Origin of the sequence: Zestomonas carbonaria, from assembly GCF_904061905.1 — a bacterium.
GTDB classification, from domain to species: domain Bacteria; phylum Pseudomonadota; class Gammaproteobacteria; order Pseudomonadales; family Pseudomonadaceae; genus Aquipseudomonas; species Aquipseudomonas carbonaria.
Window position 1 is genome coordinate 43268 of sequence record NZ_CAJFCI010000045.1, and the last position, 14958, is coordinate 58225.

The following is a 14958-nucleotide window of genomic DNA, read 5'->3' on the forward strand; positions in this document are numbered from 1 at the left end:
CAATGCCGCAGATCATCTTTCTGCCCCATGCCGAACACTGCCCAGAGGGCGCGGTGATCGAGGCGCAAACCGGCGAAACCGTCCTGAATGCCGCGTTGCGCAATGGCATCGACATCGAGCACGCCTGCGAGAAGTCCTGTGCCTGTACTACCTGCCACGTGGTGATCCGCGAGGGGTTCGGCTCGCTGGAGGCTTCCGACGAGCTGGAGGACGACATGCTCGACAAGGCCTGGGGCCTGGAAGCCACCTCGCGGCTATCCTGTCAGGCGGTGGTCGCCGACGAGGACCTGGTGGTCGAGATTCCCAAGTACACGATCAACCAGGTGTCCGAGGGGCACTGACAGGCTGTCCGAAGCCTGCCGTGTACCGGCCTTCCTGCCGCTGAGTCGAAAGCGGACCGGGCTTCCGTCGGGCGCCGGCAGGGGCGAGTGGCGCGGTTCATTTATGCAATTTGTAAACCCGGTGTCCTCGCCTGTCTTGAGCGGCCGCAGGTCGCTACTGACGTAGCGCCAGACCCGGCTCTGGTGGGCGAGCCCCTGAAACAGCTTCTGGGAGCATGAACATGAGCCTGAAATGGACCGACGTGCAGGATATCGCCATCGAACTGGCCGATAGCAAGCCGGATGTCGACCCGCGCTACATCAACTTCGTGGATCTGCACTCCTGGGTGCTGGCCCTGCCCGATTTCGCCGACGACCCGCAGCGTGGTGGCGAAAAGGTCCTCGAGGCCATCCAGGCCGCCTGGATCGAAGAGGTCTGATTCAAGCGGCAAGCTGCAAGCCTCAAGCCTCAAGCGACAAGCGGCGTGGCAGGGCGGGGCTGGCGGGTTGCGCCTGGCCTGGGTGTTTCCGATTCGTAGCTTTTACTTGCAGCTTGGTGCTTGCCGCTTGTGGCTGCCCTGCCTTAACCCGCGTATAATTCGCGGGTTTAATTTTTCGCTTTACTTCCTATCTTCTGGAGCTCCACATGGCTGTTCAACGCACTTTCTCCATCATCAAGCCCGATGCCGTCGCCAAGAATGTGATTGGCGAGATCACCAGCCGCTTCGAAAAAGCCGGCCTGCGCATCGTCGCCTCCAAGATGGTCCAACTGTCCGAGCGCGAAGCCGCTGGTTTCTACGCCGAGCACAGCGCGCGCGGCTTCTTCAAGGATCTGGTCGCTTTCATGACTTCCGGCCCGGTCATCGTCCAGGTTCTGGAAGGCGAGAACGCCATCGCCAAGAACCGTGAGCTGATGGGCGCCACCAACCCGAAAGAAGCCGCTCCCGGCACCATCCGCGCCGATTTCGCCGTGTCCATCGACGAAAACGCCGTGCACGGTTCCGACTCCGAGGCTTCCGCGGCCCGCGAGATCGCCTACTTCTTCTCCGCCACCGAGCTGTGCGCTCGTATTCGCTGATCGCGGATCGGCGAGGGTGAATCCATGAACGACGTTGCCAAGACCAACCTGCTGGGGCTGACCCAGCCGCAGATGGAAACTTTCTTCGAGTCCATCGGGGAAAAGCGTTTCCGTGCCGGTCAGGTGATGAAATGGATTCACCACTTCGGCGTCGATGACTTCGATGCCATGACCAACGTCGGCAAGGCCTTGCGCGAGAAGCTCAAGGCCTGTGCCGAGATTCGCGGTCCGGAAGTGGTCAGCCAGGACATCTCCAGCGACGGCACCCGCAAGTGGGTGGTGCGCGTGGCGTCCGGTAGCTGTGTCGAGACCGTGTACATCCCGCAGAATGGCCGTGGCACCCTGTGCGTGTCGTCCCAGGCCGGCTGCGCGCTGGATTGCAGCTTCTGTTCCACGGGCAAGCAGGGTTTCAACAGCGACCTGACCAGCGCCGAGATCATCGGCCAGGTGTGGGTGGCCAACAAATCCTTCGGCACCGTGCCGGCCAAGTCCGATCGCGCCGTCACCAACGTGGTGATGATGGGCATGGGCGAGCCGCTGCTGAACTTCGACAACGTGGTCGCCGCCATGAACATCATGATGGATGACCTCGGCTACGGTATTTCCAAGCGCAAGGTGACCCTGTCCACCTCCGGCGTGGCGCCGATGATCGACAAGCTCGCCGAGGTGACCGACGTGGCCCTGGCGTTGTCGCTGCACGCGCCGAACGACGAACTGCGCAACAAGCTGGTGCCGATCAACAAGAAGTACCCGCTAGCCGTGGTTCTCGACGCCTGCCGCCGCTATATCGGCGGGTTGGGCGAGAAGCGTTCGCTGACCGTCGAGTACACCCTGCTCAAGGATGTCAACGATCAGCCCGAGCATGCTGAGCAACTGGCCACATTGCTCAAGGATTTCCCTTGCAAAATCAACCTGATTCCCTTTAATCCATTCCCTCACTCGGGGTATGAGCGGCCAAGCAACAATGCCATACGCCGATTCCAGGACCTGCTCCACCACGCCGGTTTCAACGTGACCGTGCGCACCACTCGCGGCGACGATATCGATGCCGCCTGCGGCCAACTGGTCGGGCAGGTGATGGACCGCACGCGCCGCAGCGAGCGCTATATCGCCGTGCGGCAACTGAACGGCGAGGCGGAAGCGCCGCGTCCTGCCGTGAGTCGAACCTGAAGAGAGGATGTTCATGACCCTGCGCCCCGCGCTTTTTCTGCTGCTAGCCGGTTTTCTGTCCGGTTGCGTGAGTACCGGCAACGTCGATCCGATGAAGACCGACAAGGGGCGCAACGAGGCGCGTGACGCCTACATCCAACTGGGTATCGGCTACCTCCAGCAGGGCGAGACCGGCAAGGCCAAGGTTCCCCTGCGCAAGGCGCTGGAACTCGAGCCTTCGAACGGCAATGCGCATGCCGCCCTGGCCCTGGTGTTCCAGACCGAGATGGAGCCGGAGCTGGCTGACCAGCATTTCCGCAAGGCGCTGGCCGCCAATCCCAAGGACCCGCGTTATCTCAACAACTACGGCAGCTTCCTCTTCGAGCAGGGGCGCTACAAGGAAGCCTACGAGCGTTTCCAGGAAGCTTCCCAGGACAACCTGTATCCCGAGCGTTCCCGCGTGTTCGAGAACCTCGGCATGACCGCGCTCAAGCTGAACAACCCCGAGCAGGCCCGGCAGTTCTTCGAGCGTTCCGTGCGGCTGAACCGACGCCAACCCCGTGCCTTGCTGGAATTGGCGCAACTTGCCTACGACAAGAAGGAATACGTGCCGGCGCGCGGCTACTACGACAATTTCAGCCAGATCAGCGAGCAGAACTCCCGCAGCCTGCTGCTCGGCGTGCGCCTGGCGAACATCTTCGATGATCGCGACAAGGCGGCCAGCCTGGGCCTGCAACTCAAACGACTCTATCCCGGTACGCCGGAATATCAGAAATACCTGTCGGAGCAATGATGAAAGCGGCGCATCCCGAAGACGTAGTGACGGCTCGCGGCAATCCCGGCGAGACCCTGCGCAAGGCCCGCGAGAACAAGGGTTGGAGCGTGGCCGAGGTGGCCTCCCAGCTAAACCTCACCGGCCAGTGCCTGATGCAACTGGAAGCGGGTGATTTCGACAAGCTGCCGGGGCACACCTTCGCCCGTGGCTACGTGCGCACCTATGCCAAGTTGCTGGGGCTGGACGCCAACACCATCGTCCAGGAGTTCGATCAGTTCACCGGTACCGACGCCAGTGGCAGCAGCGTGCATGGCCTCGGCCGTATCGAGCAGCCCGTGCGCCTGTCGCAGAACCTGCTGCGCATGGTCAGCTTCGCCCTGCTGGTCGGCCTGGCGGGTGTCGGTTTCCTCTGGTGGCAGGGCCAGTCGAGCGAGCGCAGTGACGCCCAGGTCGGCGTGAACATGGAGCATGTCGAGGTCGAGAGTGCCGACGGCACTACCCAGATTCATCCGCTGGACGAGCCGGAAGACCAGGCCGTGGTCGAGGCACGGGAAGAGGCGGACCTGCCGCTGACCGAGGTTTCTCCCGAGGTCGCCGCGCAGCCGGAGCCGGAAACCCCGGCCAGTGGCGCACAGACCGAGGTTCCGGCCGCCACTGCCTCCTCTTCCGTGGACGCGCCGGCCGCTCCTGCCGGCGATGCCGCTCCGGCGCCGGACACGGCGACCGCTCCGGCGGAGACAGCGCCTGCCGAGCAGCCGGCACAACAGCAGGCGGCCGCCACCCCGCCGCCGACGCCCGCCGCCGGCGAGGGCGTGGTGCGTCTCGGTTTCACCGCCGACTGCTGGATCCAGATCACCGATGCCAACGGCCGGGTGCTGGTCAGCGGTCTCAAACGGTCGGGCGACAGCGTCGAACTGGCCGGCAAGGTTCCGATGGAAGTGCGCCTGGGTTTCGCCCGTGGCGCCCAGTTGAGTTACAACGGTCAGGCAGTGGACGTAACACCTTTCATCAGTGGCGAGACTGCACGCCTGAAAGTGGGGCAATGAGTCATGCACGGTGAATCTCCCATCAAACGCCGCCCGTCGCGCAAGATCTGGGTAGGCTCGGTGCCGGTCGGTGGCGATGCGCCCATCGCGGTGCAGAGCATGACCAACACCGAGACCTGCGACGTCGACGCCACCGTGGCGCAGATCCGTCGCCTCGAGGATGCCGGTGCGGACATCGTCCGCGTCTCGGTGCCGGACATGGACGCCGCCGAGGCGTTCGGCAAGATCAAGCAGCAGGTCCGCGTGCCGCTGGTCGCCGATATCCATTTCGACTACCAGATCGCCCTGCGCGTGGCCGAGCTGGGCGTCGACTGCCTGCGCATCAACCCCGGCAACATCGGCCGCGAGGACCGCGTGCGCGCGGTGGTCGAGGCCGCCCGCGACAAGGGCATCCCGATCCGCATCGGCGTCAACGCCGGCTCCCTGGAAAAGGACCTGCAGAAGAAATACGGCGAGCCGACCCCCGCGGCGCTGGTCGAGTCCGCGCTGCGCCACGTCGAGCATCTGGATCGGCTGAACTTCCCCGATTTCAAGGTCAGCGTGAAGGCTTCCGACGTGTTCATGGCGGTCGAGGCCTATCGCCTGCTGGCCAAGCAGATCGAGCAGCCCCTGCACCTGGGCATCACCGAGGCCGGCGGCCTGCGCTCGGGCACCGTGAAGTCCGCGGTCGGCCTGGGCATGCTGCTGGCCGACGGCATCGGCGACACCATCCGCATTTCCCTGGCCGCCGATCCGGTCGAGGAAGTGAAGGTCGGCTACGACATCCTCAAGTCCCTGCACCTGCGTTCGCGCGGCATCAACTTCATCGCCTGCCCGAGCTGCTCGCGGCAGAACTTCGATGTGGTGAAGACCATGAACGAGCTGGAAGGCCGCCTCGAGGACCTGCTGGTACCGATGGACGTGGCGGTGATCGGCTGCGTGGTCAACGGACCCGGCGAAGCCAAGGAAGCGCACATCGGCCTGACCGGCGGTACGCCGAACAACCTGGTGTACATCGACGGCAAGCCGGCGCAGAAACTGACCAATACCAATCTGGTGGACGAGCTGGAACGCCTGATCCGCCAGAAAGCGGCCGAGAAGGTCAAGGCCGATGCGGCGCTGATCGCCCGCAGTTGAGCATTCCTAAGGATTTTCCGTGAGCAAATCTTTGCAAGCCATTCGTGGCATGAACGACATCCTGCCGGAGCAGAGCCCGCTCTGGCGCTATTTCGAAGGCACCGTGGCGAGCCTGCTGGACGAGTACGGCTACCGTCAGATCCGCATGCCGATCGTCGAGGTCACCGAGCTGTTCAAGCGCTCCATCGGCGAGGTCACCGACATCGTCGAGAAGGAGATGTACACCTTCGACGACCGTAACGGCGATTCCTTGACCCTGCGTCCGGAAGGCACCGCCAGTTGCGTGCGCGCGGTGCTCGAGCACGGCCTGTCCAACAATGGCCAGGTACAGAAACTCTGGTACATCGGCCCGATGTTCCGCTACGAGCGTCCACAGAAAGGCCGCTACCGCCAGTTCCACCAGATCGGCGTGGAAGTCTTCAACCTCGCCGGCCCGGACATCGACGCCGAGCTGATCGCCCTGACCTGGCGCCTGTGGACCCGTCTCGGCCTGCGCGACGCGGTGACCCTGGAGCTCAACAGCCTGGGCACCAGCGAGGCGCGTGCGCGTTATCGCGACGCCCTGGTCGACTACCTGTCGGCACGCAAGGAACAGCTCGACGAGGACAGCAAGCGCCGCCTGGGCAGCAACCCGCTGCGCATCCTCGACAGCAAGGTGCCGGAAACCCAGGCACTGCTGGTCGACGCGCCGAAGCTGGTCGATCACCTCGACGACGAGTCGCGCGAGCATTTCGAAGGGCTCAAGGCGCGCCTGGATGCCCTGGGCATCCGCTACGTGGTCAACCCCAAGCTGGTGCGTGGCCTCGACTACTACAGCAAGACCGTGTTCGAGTGGGTGACCGACAAGCTCGGCGCCCAGGGCACCGTATGTGCCGGCGGCCGCTACGACGGCCTGGTCGAGCAGATGGGCGGCCGGCCGACCGCCGGCGTCGGTTTCGCCATGGGCATCGAGCGGCTGATCCTGCTGCTGGAGACCCTGGAGCTGGTGCCGGAGGAAATCTCCCGCCAGGTCGATGTCTACCTCTGCGCGCTGGGCGAGGCCGCCGAGCTGGAGGGCCTGAAGCTGGCCGAAGGGCTGCGTGACCGCTTGCCGGGTCTGCGCCTGCAGGTCAACGCCGGCGGCGGCAACTTCAAGACCCAGTTGAAGAAGGCCGACAAGAGCGCGGCACTGTTCGCCCTGGTCCTGGGTGAAGACGAACTGGCCCGGCAAGTGATAGGTTTCAAACCCCTGCGTGGGCAGGGCGAGCAACAAGAGATCTCCCAGGCGGCATTGGCCGAACACCTGGCGACCAGCCTGTCCCAGGCGTGAGCATTGACTGAAAGGAGTATTGGGGTGTCGCGTACCGAAGAAGAACAGCTTGCGTTGGTCCAGGACTGGTGGCAACGCAATGGCAAGCCCCTGCTGACCGGGGGTGTCCTGGCGCTGGTGGCGGTATTCGGCTGGCAAGCCTGGCAGAAGTACCAGACCAATCAGGCCCAGGCGGCCTCGGCGCTCTACCAGCAACTGCTGGAAACCACCTTCACGCCGTCCGGGCAGCCCGACGTCGCCCAGGTCAGCGAACTGGCCGGCAAGCTGAAGAGTGAGTACTCCGGTACCGCCTACGCCCAGTACGGCAGCCTGTTCGTCGCCAAGGTCGCGGTGGATGCCGGCAAGCTGGAGGACGCGGCCGCCGAGCTGCAGACCGTCGTTGCCAAGCCCTCGGACGAGACCATCGGGGAACTGGCGCGCCAGCGCCTGGCCCGCGTGCTGTCGGCCCAGGACAAGACCGAGGAAGCGCTCAAGCTGCTGGACGGCAAGGGCCCGGAGGCTTTCCAGGCCAGCCGTGAAGAACTGCGTGGCGACCTGCTGGCCAAGCTCGGCCGCAGCGATGAGGCCCGCGCCGCCTACGAGCAGGCCAAGGCCGCTCTGTCCGAGGATGCCGCCGTAGGGGCGTTGCAAATGAAGCTCGACGACCTGGCGAAAGGGGATGCCTGACGTGAAGCGCTGGAAATATGCCGCACTGCTGGCCTGCGCCGTTCTGGCGGCGGGTTGCAGCAGCACTAGCAAGAAGGAACTGCCGCCGGCCGAGTTGCCCGATTTCACCGCGGAAGTCGAGTTGAAGACCGAGTGGAGCCGCTCCATCGGCGACGGCCAGGGCGATACCTGGAACATGCTGGTCCCCGCAGTGGACGGCGACAGCATCTTCGCCTCCGACGTCAACGGCGAGGTCAAGGCGATGAACCGCCTGACCGGCGAGGTGCTCTGGTCCCAGGATCTCGACCTGCCGGTCTCCGGTGCGGTCGGCGCCGGCTACGGCCTGGTCCTGCTCGGCACCCTGCGTGGCGAAGTGATCGCCCTGGATGCCTCCAACGGCGAGGAAAAGTGGCGCGCCCGGGTGACCAGCGAAGTGCTGGCGCCGCCAGTGACCAACGGCGACGTGGTGGTGGTACAGACCCAGGATGACCGCCTGATCGCCCTGGAAGCCTCCACCGGCAGCCAGCGCTGGGTGTTCGACAACACCCCGGCGGTGCTGACCCTGCGTGGCACCGGCGCGCCGCAACTGACCAGCCGCCTGGCCATCGCCGGGCTGTCCACCGGCAAGGTGATCGCTCTCGACACCCAGCGTGGCCTGCCGGTCTGGGAACAGCGCGTGGCAGTGCCGCAAGGCCGTTCCGAACTGGACCGCATCGTCGATATCGACGGTGGTCTGCTGCTTTCCGGCAACACCATCTATGTCGCCACCTACCAGGGTCGCGTCGCCGGCCTGGACCTCGACAGCGGTCGTATCCTCTGGCAGCGCGAGGCGTCCAGCTACGTCGGCGTGGCCGAAGGGTTCGGCAACGTCTATGTGAGCGCGGCCAGCGGCGCCATCGAGAGCATCGACGAGCGTTCGGCCTCCGTGCTGTGGAGCAACGATGCCCTGGCCCGCCGCCAGCTTTCGGCGCCGGAAGTGTTCTCCAGCTACGTGGCGTTCGGTGACCTGGAAGGCTACCTGCACCTGGTCAGCCAGGTGGATGGCCGTTTCGTCGGTCGCACGCGTATCGACAGCGATGGCCTGCGCGCGCGTCCGCTGGTGGTCGGCGACTGGCTGTATGCCTATGGCAATGGCGGGAAACTGGTCGCGCTGACCATCCGCTAAGCTGAGTTCTATCTGTCCGGCCGCTGCCGTATTCCGGCAGCGGCCGTTGTGTTTTCTGCAAGCTCTGGAGGAGCCTCATGGTTCCGGTAATCGCCCTGGTGGGCCGTCCCAATGTGGGCAAGTCGACGCTGTTCAACCGTCTGACCAGGACCCGTAACGCCATCGTCGCCGAATACGCCGGCCTGACCCGCGATCGTCAGTACGGCGAGGCCAAGTGGCAGGGCCGCACCTACATCGTCATCGATACCGGCGGCATCTCCGGTGATGAGGACGGTATCGACGCGAAAATGGCCGAGCAGTCCCTGCAGGCCATCGAGGAAGCCGATGCCGTGCTGTTCATGGTCGACTCGCGCGCGGGGATGACCGCCGCCGACCAGATGATCGCCGAGCACCTGCGCAAGCGGAACAAGCGCAGTTTCCTGGTCGCCAACAAGGTCGATACCGTCGATCCGGACATCGCCCGCGCCGAGTTCAGCCCGCTGGGCCTGGGCGACGCGTTCCCCATCGCCGCCGCCCATGGCCGTGGCATCAATGCCCTGCTCGAAGCCTCGTTGGGGATCTTCCCCAAGGACGATGGCGAGGAGGCGGAAGAGGGTGAGGAAGCCGCTTCGGAAGAGGTCGCCGAGGGCGAGGAAGCCAAGCGCATTCCGGGGCCGAGCGAGAAGGACGGCATCAAGATCGCCATCATCGGCCGGCCCAACGTCGGCAAGTCGACCCTGGTCAACCGCATGCTCGGCGAGGACCGGGTGATCGTCTACGACCAGGCCGGCACCACCCGCGACAGTATCTACATCCCCTTCGAGCGCAACGAAGAGAAGTACACCCTGATCGACACCGCCGGCGTGCGCCGTCGCGGCAAGATCTTCGAGGCGGTGGAAAAGTTCTCGGTCGTGAAGACCTTGCAGGCCATCCAGGACGCCAACGTGGTGGTCTTCGTCATGGATGCCCGCGAAGGGGTGGTCGAGCACGACCTGAACCTGCTCGGCTTCGTGCTGGAGACCGGCCGCGCGCTGGTGATCGCGCTGAACAAGTGGGACGGCATGGAGCAGCGCGAGAAGGAGTACGTGAAGACCGAGCTGGAGCGGCGGCTGATGTTCGTCGACTTCGCCGATATCCACTTCATTTCGGCGTTGCACGGCACTGGCGTGGGCCACCTGTACAAGTCGGTGCAGGAGTCGTTCCGCTCGGCGGTGACCCGCTGGCCGACCAGCCGGCTGACCAAGATTCTCGAGGATGCCGTGCAGGAGCACCAGCCGCCGCTGGTCAATGGCCGGCGCATCAAGCTGCGCTACGCCCACCTGGGCGGTGCCAACCCGCCGCTGATCGTGATCCACGGCAACCAGGTGGAATCCGTGCCGCGCTCCTATTCGCGCTACCTGGAGAACACCTACCGGCGCGTGCTCAAGCTGGTCGGCACGCCGATCCGCATCGAGTACAAGGGCGGCGAGAACCCCTACGAGGGCAAGAAGAACGCCCTGACCGACCGCCAGGTGAACAAGAAGCGCCGGTTGATGAGCCACCACAAGAAGGCCGAGAAGAAGCGTAGGGACAAGAAGCGCTGAAAAGCCGATAAGAGCGCTGGAGGCTTGAGGTTGGACGAAAAGGCGGCGCGTACGGGGGGGATGGTTCTTTAATTGGATCCCCGTTAATTAGATCCCCGCGTTCGCGGGGATGACGGTTGGGTGCTGGGGTTTCCGTCACTCGTCATTCCCGCGAACGCGGGAATCCAGTCAACACGGGCCGGCGTATAAGCTTCTTCCCCATTTTCATAAGCCCCACGGGTGCCCGACGTTTCCTCCATCGGCTATGCTCGCCGCTCGCGTCAGTCAGCAGGAGCGCCGTATGCTCGCCAGCAAGTTGCCCAAGGTCGGCACTACCATCTTCACCCGCATGTCCCAGCTCGCCGTGGAAACCGGTGCGCTCAACCTCTCCCAGGGGTTTCCCGATTTCGATAGCCCGGCGCCGTTGCGCGAGGCGGTGGCCCGGCATATCGCCGCCGGCCACAACCAGTACGCGCCGATGACCGGCCTGCCGGCGCTGCGCCAGCAGGTGGCGGCCAAGGTCCTGGCCCTGTACGGGTGCAACGCCGATGCCGACAGCGAGGTGACCATCGTCCCCGGCGCCACCGAGGCGATCTTCTGTGCGGTGCAGGCGTTGATCCACCCCGGCGACGAGGCCATCGTCCTCGATCCTTGCTACGACAGCTACGAGCCTTCGGTGGAGCTGGCCGGCGGCCGCTGCGTGCATGTGCCGCTGGCCTTGCCGGACTTCTCCATCGACTGGCAGCGCCTGGCCGACGCCATCACCCCGCGCACCCGGCTGATCTTCATCAATTCGCCGCACAACCCCAGCGGCGCGCTGATTTCCCGCGACGACCTGGATCGCCTGGCGGTGCTGATCCGCGACCGGAACATCCACCTGATCAGTGACGAGGTCTACGAGCACCTGGTATTCGACGGCGTGCGCCACGCCAGCGTGCTGGCTCACGAGGAGTTGTACCAGCGCGCCTTCGTGGTCAGCTCGTTCGGCAAGACCTACCACGTCACCGGCTGGAAGACCGGCTACGTGGTGGCGCCGCCGGCGCTGTCCGCCGAGCTGCGCAAGATCCACCAGTACGTGACCTTTTGCGGGGTGACCCCGCTGCAGTACGCGCTGGCCGACTTCATGATCGAGCATCCCGAGCACATCGCCGAGCTGCCCGGCTTCTACCAGAGCAAGCGCGACCTGTTCTGCGACCTGCTGCGTGGTTCGCGCTTCACCTTCAACCGTGCGGCCGGCACCTATTTCCAGTTGGCCGACTACTCGGCGATCCGCCCTGACCTCGATGACGTGGCGATGGCCGAATGGCTGACCCGCGAACATGGCGTGGCGGCGATTCCGGTGTCAGTCTTCTACCAGGATGCACCGCGCGACCTGCGTCTGGTGCGCTTCTGCTTCGCCAAGCGCGAAGAGACCCTGCGCCAGGCGGCAGAGAAGCTTCGAGCTGTGTAACGCACCCTGCGGGAGTGGAACCGTGAGCGACAAACCCGACCTCGAACTCGCCCTGGTGCAGACCACCCTGGCCTGGCACGACCCGGTGGCCAATCAGGCGCATTTCCATGTGCTGCTTGAACAGGCGCGCGGCGCCGACCTGATCGTCCTGCCGGAGATGTTCACCACCGGTTTCTCCATGGATTCGGCGAGCCTCGCCGAGCAGGAGGAGGGACCGGCCTACGCCTGGCTGCGCGAGCAGGCCAAGCGCCTCGATGCGGTGGTGACCGGCAGCGTGATCATCCAGGCCGCCGATGGCAGCCATCGCAACCGCCTGCTCTGGGCGCGGCCGGATGGCGAGGTGCTGCACTACGACAAGCGCCACCTGTTCCGCATGGCCGGCGAGCACAAGTACTACACGCCGGGCGAGCGCCAGGTGCTGCTGGAGATCAAGGGGTGGCGGGTGCGCCCGCTGGTCTGCTACGACCTGCGCTTCCCGGTGTGGAGCCGCGATCCGCACGACACCGACCTGCTGCTCTACACCGCCAACTGGCCGGCGGCGCGGCGCCACCACTGGAACCGGCTGCTGCCGGCGCGGGCCATCGAGAACCTCTGCTACGTGGCGGCGGTCAACCGGATCGGCACGGACGGCAAGGGGCATCCCTACAGCGGCGACAGCCAGGTGCTGGACTTCCAGGGAGAGACCCTGCTGAGCGCGGAGGAGGGCGATGGGGTGTTCCGTATCCGCCTGGATGCGGCGGCCCTGAAGGCCTATCGCGAGCGTTTCCCGGCGCATCTGGATGCCGATGGCTTCGAGTTGAAGCCTTAGGTAGCGCGGACGTTCCCCCGCAAAAAAGAAAGCCGCTTCCCCTTGGGGAAGCGGCTTTTTCGTTGCTGGCCGTGTTAGGCGGCCTGGGCTTCGGCCTGGCTGATGGCGCGGTTCAGCGCGCTGAACAGGGCGCGGAAGCTGGCGGTGGTCAGGTTCTCGTCGATGCCGATGCCGTGCAGGGCGCGGCCGCCGTTGACGCGCAGCTCGATGTAGGCAGCCGCCTTGGCGTTGGTGCCGGAGCCGATGGCGTGTTCGGAGTAGTCCATGATCTCCACCTGTTCCGGCAGACTGGCCACCAGGGCTTCCAGCGGGCCGTTGCCGATGCCGCGCCAGTGCTGGGTTTCTCCGTTGACGCTGACTTCGATGTCCACGGCGCTGGTGCCGTTCTCTTCCTGCAGGCGGTGGCCCTTCAAGGAATAGGGAACGGTTGCCTGCAGATATTCGTTCACCAGCAGGTCGTAGATCTGCTTGGCGGACATTTCCAGGCCGAGGCGGTCGGTTTCGCGCTGCACCACCTGGCTGAACTCGATCTGCGTGCGGCGCGGCAGGCTGATGCCGTATTCCTGTTCGAGCAGGAAGGTGATGCCGCCCTTGCCGGACTGGCTGTTGACGCGGATCACCGCCTCGTAGCTGCGGCCGATGTCGGCCGGGTCGATCGGCAGGTACGGCACTTCCCAGACGGCATCGTCCTTCTGCTGGGCGAAGCCCTTGCGGATCGCGTCCTGGTGCGAGCCGGAGAAGGCGGTGTGGACCAGATCGCCGACGTACGGATGGCGCGGGTGCACCGGCAACTGGTTGCACTCCTCGACCACCTTGCGCACGCCGTCGATGTCGGAGAAGTCCAGGCCCGGGTGCAGGCCCTGGGTGTACATGTTCAGCGCCACGGTCACCAGGTCGACGTTGCCGGTGCGTTCGCCGTTGCCGAACAGGCAGCCTTCGACGCGGTCGGCGCCGGCCATCAGGCCCAGTTCGGTGGCGGCCACGCCAGTGCCACGGTCGTTATGGGTGTGCAGGCTGACGATCACGCTGTCGCGACGGCTGATGTGGCGGCAGAACCACTCGATCTGGTCGGCGTAGACGTTCGGCGTGGCGACTTCCACGGTGGCCGGCAGGTTGAGGATGACCTTCTTCTCCGGAGTCGGTTGCCAGACGTTGAGCACGGCCTCGCAGACCTGCACGGCGAAGTCCAGTTCGGTGGAGGTGAAGATTTCCGGCGAGTACTGGAAGGTCCAGTCGGTTTCCGGCTGCTGGGCGGCCAGCTTCTTGATCAGCTTGGCGGCGTTCACCGCGATGTCGATCACACCCTGCTTGTCCTGGTTGAAGACGATGCGGCGGAACGACGGGGCGGTGGCGTTGTAGACGTGGACGATGGCTTTCCTGGCGCCTTTCAGCGACTCGAAGGTGCGGGTGATCAGGTCCTCGCGGGCCTGGGTCAGCACCTGGATGGTGGTGTCGTCGGGGATGTGGTTGCCTTCGATCAGCTCGCGGACGAAGTCGAAATCGGTCTGCGAGGCGGAGGGGAAGGCTACCTCGATCTGCTTGACGCCGACCTGCACCAGGGTCTTGAAGAAGCGCATCTTCTTCTCCGGGTCCATCGGCTCGATCAGCGACTGGTTGCCGTCGCGCAGGTCGGAGCTGCACCAGATCGGCACTTCGGTGATGGTCTTCGACGGCCAGGTGCGGTCCGGCAGGTTGATTGCGGGGAAGGCACGGTATTTGGTCGACGGGTCTTTCAACATGCTCATGGGGGAATCCTTTTTCGTCAGGCCTGGGGCGCTCGGTCGGTACGACGATGAAACAAGTATGCGCTCAGCGCCGCAGTCGGGGACTGACCAGGGTCAGGCAGGCGTGCTGCCGCAACAGGAAGAGGGTTTGCGCGTTGTGCATGGAGCAAACCCTAAGCCTTGGGGTTAAAGCTGGCAAGCATTCTCTGAAAGTTGGTGTTTTCCGTCTAAGAATCGCCTTTTAAAGTAAAAAATTTCTCTGGATCGTGCTTTTCGGGTTGATTGTTGCTCGATGAAAAAGTGCCGTGCGGCGTTGTGCCACACGAAGGTGGGCGGCGGCTCGTGCAATGATGCGGGGCATAGGCGAAGGGCCATCTTCTTCAGGGAGGCGAGAGCGGGCGATGCGGCGGCGCTACAGGCATTTGGCGGTCTCGCTTGGCTTGTTCGCCATGCTGATGGCCTATGTCGGGCCGCTGTATGCGCAATGGCGCGCGCTGGACGGCTTGGCCCTGACGCGCGTCATCGACCTGTCGGTGCTGCACTGTGGCGAGGGGCATGCGCTGCCCGATCCAGGAACCCCCGACTGGGTGGAGGACCTGTCGCAGTGCGGCTATTGCGACCTGCTGGCGAGCTCCCCGTCGTTGCCCGCGGCTCCGCCACCGGCCCTGCCGCCGCTGCCCGGCCAGTTCCCGTGCCGGCCATCGCCGTCACTCGTTCCATCCTCCGTATCGCCAGCGGCTTGCCAGCCGCGCGGCCCTCCGCCTTTCCACGCTTGAAGCTCCTGCGAATCCGTCGCGCGTTCTTCGTCGCGCGACGTTTCCTGCCATTTTCC

General features: G+C 64.9%; 15 protein-coding genes. 14 read left to right on the plus strand and 1 reads right to left on the minus strand.

From position 1 onward, the window contains the following. Positions 1-2: 2 nt before the first annotated feature. From fdx to PSEWESI4_RS11730, 13 genes are all read left to right on the plus strand, one after another. Positions 3-341, plus strand: coding sequence for an ISC system 2Fe-2S type ferredoxin (fdx, locus tag PSEWESI4_RS11670; RefSeq protein WP_187671375.1), 339 nt, complete (start codon positions 3-5; stop codon positions 339-341). A gap of 221 nt (positions 342-562) precedes the next feature. Beyond that, entirely contained in the window at positions 563-760 is a 198-nt protein-coding gene (gene iscX, locus PSEWESI4_RS11675) for a Fe-S cluster assembly protein IscX (RefSeq protein WP_187671376.1), read from the plus strand. Positions 761-966: 206 nt separating this feature from the next. Further along, positions 967-1398, plus strand: a complete 432-nt coding sequence (ndk, locus tag PSEWESI4_RS11680; RefSeq protein WP_187671377.1) for a nucleoside-diphosphate kinase — start codon at positions 967-969, stop codon at positions 1396-1398. A gap of 24 nt (positions 1399-1422) precedes the next feature. Further along, positions 1423-2568, plus strand: coding sequence for a 23S rRNA (adenine(2503)-C(2))-methyltransferase RlmN (rlmN, locus tag PSEWESI4_RS11685; protein WP_187671378.1), 1146 nt, complete (start codon positions 1423-1425; stop codon positions 2566-2568). A 13-nt stretch (positions 2569-2581) separates the two neighbouring features. Continuing rightward, positions 2582-3340 (plus strand): type IV pilus biogenesis/stability protein PilW, encoded by a 759-nt coding sequence (gene pilW / locus PSEWESI4_RS11690; protein WP_187671379.1) that lies wholly within the window; start codon positions 2582-2584, stop codon positions 3338-3340. After that, complete coding sequence (locus tag PSEWESI4_RS11695; RefSeq protein ID WP_235978919.1) at positions 3337-4368, plus strand: RodZ domain-containing protein; 1032 nt, start codon at positions 3337-3339, stop codon at positions 4366-4368. Before pilW ends, PSEWESI4_RS11695 begins: the two co-directional genes overlap by 4 nt. Positions 4369-4371: 3 nt before the next feature. After that, entirely contained in the window at positions 4372-5484 is a 1113-nt protein-coding gene (gene ispG / locus PSEWESI4_RS11700; RefSeq protein WP_187671381.1) for a flavodoxin-dependent (E)-4-hydroxy-3-methylbut-2-enyl-diphosphate synthase, read from the plus strand. Between the two features lie 19 nt (positions 5485-5503). Then, the gene (hisS, locus tag PSEWESI4_RS11705; protein ID WP_187671382.1) at positions 5504-6793 is read left to right on the plus strand and encodes a histidine--tRNA ligase; all 1290 of its coding nucleotides are present in this window, start codon (positions 5504-5506) and stop codon (positions 6791-6793) included. Positions 6794-6817: 24 nt separating this feature from the next. After that, positions 6818-7459, plus strand: a complete 642-nt coding sequence (locus PSEWESI4_RS11710; protein WP_187671383.1) for a YfgM family protein — start codon at positions 6818-6820, stop codon at positions 7457-7459. Further along, positions 7452-8603: an outer membrane protein assembly factor BamB gene (gene bamB, locus PSEWESI4_RS11715; RefSeq protein ID WP_187671384.1), complete on the plus strand. Its 1152-nt coding sequence runs from the start codon at positions 7452-7454 to the stop codon at positions 8601-8603. Before PSEWESI4_RS11710 ends, bamB begins: the two co-directional genes overlap by 8 nt. A gap of 77 nt (positions 8604-8680) precedes the next feature. Beyond that, on the plus strand, positions 8681-10165 hold the full coding sequence (gene der, locus PSEWESI4_RS11720; RefSeq protein WP_187671385.1) for a ribosome biogenesis GTPase Der: 1485 nt from the start codon (positions 8681-8683) through the stop codon (positions 10163-10165). A gap of 280 nt (positions 10166-10445) precedes the next feature. Further along, on the plus strand, positions 10446-11594 hold the full coding sequence (locus PSEWESI4_RS11725) for a pyridoxal phosphate-dependent aminotransferase (protein WP_187671386.1): 1149 nt from the start codon (positions 10446-10448) through the stop codon (positions 11592-11594). A 22-nt stretch (positions 11595-11616) separates the two neighbouring features. After that, a complete protein-coding gene (locus PSEWESI4_RS11730) occupies positions 11617-12402 on the plus strand; it encodes an amidohydrolase (protein ID WP_235978920.1) in 786 nt (261 codons plus the stop codon). A gap of 74 nt (positions 12403-12476) precedes the next feature. Here the strand turns inward: PSEWESI4_RS11730 and leuA are convergent, their stop codons facing one another. Next, positions 12477-14147: a 2-isopropylmalate synthase gene (gene leuA, locus PSEWESI4_RS11735; protein WP_187671388.1), complete on the minus strand. Its 1671-nt coding sequence runs from the start codon at positions 14145-14147 to the stop codon at positions 12477-12479. A gap of 380 nt (positions 14148-14527) precedes the next feature. On the opposite strand from leuA, the gene PSEWESI4_RS11740 reads away from it, so the two are divergent. Further along, the gene (locus PSEWESI4_RS11740) at positions 14528-14902 is read left to right on the plus strand and encodes a DUF2946 family protein (RefSeq protein WP_187671389.1); all 375 of its coding nucleotides are present in this window, start codon (positions 14528-14530) and stop codon (positions 14900-14902) included. Positions 14903-14958 lie beyond the last annotated feature (56 nt).

What these genes read in the sequence shown, in the direction of transcription:
- fdx (WP_187671375.1), top strand. Translation starts at nt 3, where the DNA reads ATGCCGCAGATCATCTTTCTGCCCCATGCCGAACACTGCCCAGAGGGC.
- iscX (WP_187671376.1), top strand. Translation starts at nt 563, where the DNA reads ATGAGCCTGAAATGGACCGACGTGCAGGATATCGCCATCGAACTGGCC.
- ndk (WP_187671377.1), top strand. Translation starts at nt 967, where the DNA reads ATGGCTGTTCAACGCACTTTCTCCATCATCAAGCCCGATGCCGTCGCC.
- rlmN (WP_187671378.1), top strand. Translation starts at nt 1,423, where the DNA reads ATGAACGACGTTGCCAAGACCAACCTGCTGGGGCTGACCCAGCCGCAG.
- pilW (WP_187671379.1), top strand. Translation starts at nt 2,582, where the DNA reads ATGACCCTGCGCCCCGCGCTTTTTCTGCTGCTAGCCGGTTTTCTGTCC.
- PSEWESI4_RS11695 (WP_235978919.1), top strand. Translation starts at nt 3,337, where the DNA reads ATGATGAAAGCGGCGCATCCCGAAGACGTAGTGACGGCTCGCGGCAAT.
- ispG (WP_187671381.1), top strand. Translation starts at nt 4,372, where the DNA reads ATGCACGGTGAATCTCCCATCAAACGCCGCCCGTCGCGCAAGATCTGG.
- bamB (WP_187671384.1), top strand. Translation starts at nt 7,452, where the DNA reads ATGCCTGACGTGAAGCGCTGGAAATATGCCGCACTGCTGGCCTGCGCC.
- der (WP_187671385.1), top strand. Translation starts at nt 8,681, where the DNA reads ATGGTTCCGGTAATCGCCCTGGTGGGCCGTCCCAATGTGGGCAAGTCG.
- PSEWESI4_RS11725 (WP_187671386.1), top strand. Translation starts at nt 10,446, where the DNA reads ATGCTCGCCAGCAAGTTGCCCAAGGTCGGCACTACCATCTTCACCCGC.
- leuA (WP_187671388.1), bottom strand. Translation starts at nt 14,147, where the DNA reads ATGAGCATGTTGAAAGACCCGTCGACCAAATACCGTGCCTTCCCCGCA.
- PSEWESI4_RS11740 (WP_187671389.1), top strand. Translation starts at nt 14,528, where the DNA reads ATGCGGCGGCGCTACAGGCATTTGGCGGTCTCGCTTGGCTTGTTCGCC.